This window comes from Micromonospora yasonensis, from assembly GCF_026013475.1.
Taxonomy (GTDB): Bacteria; Actinomycetota; Actinomycetes; order Mycobacteriales; family Micromonosporaceae; genus Micromonospora; species Micromonospora yasonensis.
Genome location: NZ_JAPDPH010000371.1, coordinates 1 through 3,812, shown reverse-complemented (window position 1 = coordinate 3,812; position 3,812 = coordinate 1). Strand labels below are relative to the sequence as shown.

Below are 3,812 nucleotides of genomic sequence, written 5' to 3'. Positions count from 1 at the left end.
GGAGCGGTGGTCGAGTCGGTGGCGGCGCCGGGCGCCACCGGCGGCGCGGTCAGCGTGGTCACCGACCTCGGCCGGCGATACGTGCTCTCCGGCGCGGACGTGCTCGGCATGCTGGGCTACCCCGGCGTCCGGCCGGCACGGCTGCCGGCGGGCCTGGTCGGCCTGGTTCCGGCCGGCAGCCCGCTCGACCCGGCCGCCGCCCGCGCCGTCGCCGCCCCGGCCTGACCCGCCGACCGTCAGCGCGCCGGCTTGCGCAGCACCGTGACGGCCCACTCGGCGTCGTCCTGCCAGGGGCGCAGGTCCCAGGTGGCGAAGCGGTGCTCCACCCGCAGCCCGGCCGCCACCGCGTCGGCGTCGAGGTCGGTGAGCGGGTAGCCCCGCCGGGTGTCGAAGCCGACCACCACCACGCCGTCCGGCCGGACGTGCGCGGCGACCCGGGCCAGCACGGCCGATTCGGTGCCCGGGGCCACGAAGACCATCACGTTGCCGGCGATCACTGCGGCGTCGAACGGCTCGGGCTCGCCCTGGCCGGCCAGGTCCAGCTCGGCGAGGTCGGCGACCAGGAAGCGCGGGCCGGGATGGTCCGCGCGGGCGGCCTCGATCAGGACCGGGTCGGCGTCCACGCCCACCACGGTGTGGCCGCGGGCGGCCAGCACGGCGGCGACCCGGCCGGTGCCGGTGCCCGCGTCCAGGATCCGGGCGCCCGGCGGGACGAGGGCGTCCACGAACCGGGCCTCGCCGGCCAGGTCGGCACCCTCGGCGGCCAGCCGGCGGAACCGGTCGATATACCACTGCGAGTGTCCCGGCTTGGTCTCGGTCACCCAACGCGTCGGCTTGCCCATGCGGCCACGGTAACGGATCTTGTCGGGGCCAGTGCCGGGACCGGCGGGCTCACGTCATGGCGAGGAAGGTGGCGGCGGCGGCCGGTACGGCCGCCGCGTCGGCGGGCGGGTCGACGGTCAGCAGCTCCGCCGGCACCGGCTCGACCTCGACCCGGCAGTCGTGGAACGTCGGCCCGCCGCCCAGATCGGTGTCGCGGACCGCGGTGACCGCGTTGACGGTCGCCCGGCCCGGACTCAGCCGTGCCCAGTACGCCTTGTAGGTGAAGGCCAGCCCGGGCCGGGTCGCGTCGTCCACGGCCACCGCCGCCAGGAAGGCGCCCCGGTCGTTGTGCACGCGTACCGCGTCGCCGTCGGCGAGGCCGCGTGCCGCCGCGTCGTCCGGGTGCAGGTGCACCCGCGGCGGACCGGTCCGCCGGGTGTGCCAGGGCAGCGAGGCGAAGGTGGAGTTCATCAGGAACTTCCCGGCCGGGGCGAGGAGCACCAGCGGGAACCGGCGGGCCAGCGCCGGGTCGCCGGCCTCCACCGGCGGGGTGAACCCGGGCAGGGGATCGACCCCGAGCCGGGCCAACGACGGGTCGTGCAGCCGGGCCCGGCCGTCGGGGGTGGGGAAACCGCCCTCGGCGTACGGGGCCGAGCCGACCGCCACCCCGGTGGTCCGGGCGTACGTCCGCTCGCGCAGCTCCTCGAAGCTGACCGGGGAGTCCCGCAGCAGTTGCCGGGCCAGCTCCTCGTCGCTGTCCCGCAGTCGGGGATGGTCGAGGCCGAGGGCGACGGCGATCCGGCGGAAGATCTCGGTGTTCGGCAGCGCCTCGCCGGGTGCCTCGGTGGCCGGCAGGTTCAGCGTCGTGTAGTGGTGCCCGTAGGAGGAGATCAGGTCGAGGTGCTCCGGCTGCATGGTCGCCGGCAGCACCACGTCGGCGTAGTCGCAGGTGTCGGTCCAGCGCTGCTCCAGCACCACGGTGTGCAGGTCGGCGCGGCGCAGTCCGGCGAGCAGCCGGTTCTGGTCGGGGGCGGTGGCGGCCGGGTTGGCGTTGAACACCATGAGGGAGGTCACCGGCGGGTCGGCCTCCCCGGTGAGCACCGCGGCCAGCCGGCTCATGTTGAGCGTGCGGGCGCGTGGTGCGGGCATGCCCGGTGGCCGGATGACCGGGCCCTCGTCGATCGGGTGGTGCCCGCTGGTCGAGACGAGCGCGCCGCCGCCCGGGTACCGGAAGTCGCCGGTGAGCAGCGGCAGCGCGCAGATCGCGCGGATCGCCTGGCCCGCGCCGTGGTGCCGTTGCAGGCCCAGGCCGACGCGGACGGCGGTGGGCCGGGTGGTGGCGATCCGCTCGCCGAGCCGGCGGACCACCTCGACGGGCAGCCCGCACGCGGCGGCGGCCCGCTCGACCGGCCACTCGGCGAGCCGGGCGGCCAGCTCGGGCCAGCCGACGGTGTGCGCGGCCAGCCACTGCTCGTCGACCGCGCCCGCGTCCGCGACGGCGCGCATCAAACCCAGCGCCAGCGCCGCGTCGGTGCCGGGCAGCGGGGCCACGTGCTCGTCGCTGCGCGCCGCCGTTTCGGTGCGCAGCGGGTCGATGGTGACCAGGTACGCGCCGCGCTCCCGGGCCTGCTGCACGAACGGCCACAGGTGCAGGTTGGTGGCGAGCGGGTTCGCGCCCCAGAGCACGATCAGCTGCGCCGCCACGATCGACTCCGGCTCGAAGCCGACCGAGCCGCCGTAGATCGAGCCCAGCGCCGCCCGCGACGCCGCCGTGCAGATGGTGGTGTCCAGCCGGGACGCGCCCAGGTACGCGAAGAGCCGCGGCCCCATCGTCCAGCCCTGCACGTGTCCCATCGTGCCGGCGAAGTAGTAGGGGAGGACCGACTCCGGGCCGTGCCGCTCGATGCCGGCGCGCAGCCCGGCGGCGACCAGACCGAGCGCCTCGTCCCAGCTCGCCGGCCGGTAGGAGACCCGCCCGACGCCCTTCGGCCCGGTCCGGACGTACGGGGTGGTCAGCCGGTCGGGGCCGTTGACCGCGTCGAGGTAGCGGTTGACCTTGCCGCAGAGCGCGCCCCGGGTGAACGGGTGGTCGCGGTCGCCGCGCAGCGCGACGGCCCGACCGTCCTCCACGGTGAGCTGCCAGACGCAGGTGTCCGGGCAGTCCAACGGGCAGGCGCCGGGATGGGTGGTACGGGCCATGCGCCGAGCGTACCGAGGGGCGCCGCCGAGTGGGGGCGGCGGCCACGGCGCGGCTGGCGCAGGATGGCGCGGCGCGCCGATCGGTGGCTGACCCGGCACCAGGTGCCGCCGCCGCCCTGGCTATCGTGATGCCGCAGCCGAGCCTGGGGAGGGACGTGCGCGAGATCGACAAGGTGGCCTGGATCCGGATCGAGGACGGCCGCATCCTGAGCACCCGGTCCCGGGGCAAGGACGTCTGGTACCTGCCCGGCGGCAAGCGGGAGGCGGGCGAGACCGACGTGGAGACCCTGGTCCGGGAGATCCGCGAGGAGTTGGACGTCGCGATCGTGCCGGAGTCGGTCACGCCCGTCGGCACGTTCTCGGCCGAGGCGCACGGCCAGGCGGCCGGGACGCTGGTACGGATGACCTGCTACGCCGCCGACTACCAGGGCACGCTCCGGCCGGCGAGCGAGATCGAGGAACTGGCCTGGCTCGGCTACCCGGACCGGCCCCGGGTCTCCCCGGTCGACCAGCTCATCTTCGACCACCTTCGCGCCCAGGGCGCGCTGACCTGACCGGCTCTGCCGGCGCGGATCGCCCCGGCCCCAACCGGACGACGGTTACGGCACACCTGGCCCGTGGACGTGCGGTGCCCGGCCCACCGGCGCGCGGCGCTGACGCCCGGTCAGGACGGCAGCAGTCGGGCCAGGGCGCGCAGCGCGGTGCGGACCGTCTCCTCGTCGGCGCTGAGGCTGACCCGCAGCCCGGGCGGCACGCCCCGCCGAGCCGCGAACGACGACCTGCCCGCAGAC

The 3,812-nt window shown here is 76.2% G+C and carries 4 protein-coding genes; 2 read left to right on the top strand and 2 right to left on the bottom strand.

Going from position 1 to position 3,812, the window contains the following annotated elements; translation table 11 throughout:
• Positions 1-225, top strand: a 225-nt coding sequence (locus tag ONA70_RS35165; protein ID WP_265010795.1) for a type VII secretion protein EccB, incomplete at its 5' end; no start/stop codon positions are given.
• Between the two features lie 11 nt (positions 226-236).
• Here ONA70_RS35165 and ONA70_RS35160 read toward each other — a convergent pair.
• Together ONA70_RS35160 and ONA70_RS35155 are read right to left on the bottom strand one after the other, a co-directional pair.
• Positions 237-842, bottom strand: a complete 606-nt coding sequence (locus ONA70_RS35160) for a class I SAM-dependent methyltransferase (protein ID WP_265010794.1) — start codon at positions 840-842, stop codon at positions 237-239.
• 49 nt (positions 843-891) lie between these two features.
• On the bottom strand, positions 892-3,021 hold the full coding sequence (locus ONA70_RS35155; protein ID WP_265010793.1) for a molybdopterin-containing oxidoreductase family protein: 2,130 nt from the start codon (positions 3,019-3,021) through the stop codon (positions 892-894).
• Between the two features lie 155 nt (positions 3,022-3,176).
• Here ONA70_RS35155 and ONA70_RS35150 point away from each other — a divergent pair, with 155 nt between their 5' ends.
• On the top strand, positions 3,177-3,575 hold the full coding sequence (locus tag ONA70_RS35150) for an NUDIX hydrolase (protein ID WP_265010792.1): 399 nt from the start codon (positions 3,177-3,179) through the stop codon (positions 3,573-3,575).
• Positions 3,576-3,812: the final 237 nt, after the last annotated feature.

Bases quoted from the DNA above. Each gene is read 5' to 3' on its own strand.
- ONA70_RS35160 (WP_265010794.1), bottom strand. From the start codon at position 842: ATGGGCAAGCCGACGCGTTGGGTGACCGAGACCAAGCCGGGACACTCG.
- ONA70_RS35155 (WP_265010793.1), bottom strand. From the start codon at position 3,021: ATGGCCCGTACCACCCATCCCGGCGCCTGCCCGTTGGACTGCCCGGAC.